This window comes from Polaromonas sp. AET17H-212 (assembly GCF_002379085.1).
Lineage (GTDB): Bacteria > Pseudomonadota > Gammaproteobacteria > Burkholderiales > Burkholderiaceae_C > Polaromonas.
Window position 1 is genome coordinate 1 of record NZ_NBZW01000069.1, and the last position, 1,161, is coordinate 1,161.

Sequence of the window (1,161 nt, forward strand, 5' to 3'; positions counted from 1 at the left end):
GTGTATAGACAGGAGACATGGGAAACAGGTGTTCGGAGACATAGGAAACACCTTGGCCGGTTAATTGGAATCGATGAGGGTCTTCATGTTGAGCCGCATGAAGTGATGATGGCAGAAGAAAGCATCGTAGAAACCATCGGCCTGGAGATCTGCCCTGAATGCGATGGGCAGTCGATGCAGCGCGGTGGAGACCCTGAGCTTGACACCCTGAAACGCAACAGCGCCGTTCCAGCCCACGACCCGCACCGTGTCGTCCGGGCTGTATTCGATGGTGGCGAGCTGCTCGACGTAGGTTCTGGGGCTGCTGCGGTAGCGCTCGATCGGCGTACGCAAGCCCAGCGCCTGATGCGGTCGCTCGCAGTTGTAAATGCCGCGCCAGAACTCGAAAGCGCTTTGGGCCTGGGCCAGATCGGCAAAGCTGCGCCCGGCCAGTACCTCGGCTTTGAGTGAGCGGTGAAAGCGTTCGATCTTGCCGTTGGTCTGCGGGTGATAGGGCGCGCTGTGGCTGACCTGGATACCCTGGCGGATGAGCCAGACGCTCAACTCGCTCAGGCCGTGTCCGGCTTGACTCGGCGTGCCCCAAGGCCCGCCGTTGTCGGCATTGATACGCAGCGGCAGTCCGTAGCGCTCGAAGACGGCTGTCAGGTGCGCCCTCACGCTGGGCGTATCCGGGCGTGCACAGGCCTGCAGCGCCAGGTTGAAGCGCGAATGATCGTCGAGCACGGTCAATGGGTGGCACTTGCCAGCAGCCGTCTCGAAGTAACCCTTGAAGTCGATCTGCCACAGCGCATTGGGCTCGGGGTGCTCGAAGCGCTGCCAATGCTGGGCCGCCGCACTGGCCGCCGGCGTAATCAGGCCGTGGCGGTGCAAGATGGCCGTGACCGTGGCCGCAGACGGTACGTCCCGGTGTCCCAGCTCGGCCAAGCGCCGCGCGAGCTTGCGTCCGCCCCAAGCCGGATGAGCGCGCCGCAGCTCGAGCAAAGTTTCCTCCATGGCCGCCGGGGTGCGCAGTGGGCTGACATGCGGGCGACGCGAGCGAGGTTTGAAGGCGCCATCGCCTTCCTGGGCGTAACGCGCCAGCAGCGCATACGCGGCTTTCGCTCCTATGCCAAAGCGCCGGCACAGCTCGCGCCGGTTGGCGCCTTCTTGCAAGGCCAATTG

Annotated in this window: 1 protein-coding gene; it reads right to left on the reverse strand. The window is 64.0% G+C overall.

The window, feature by feature from the left end; translation table 11 throughout:
* Positions 1-60: 60 nt before the first annotated feature.
* Positions 61-1,161 (reverse strand): IS481 family transposase (locus tag B7G53_RS22270; RefSeq protein WP_096671802.1); only part of this gene is annotated, 1,101 nt, incomplete at its 5' end.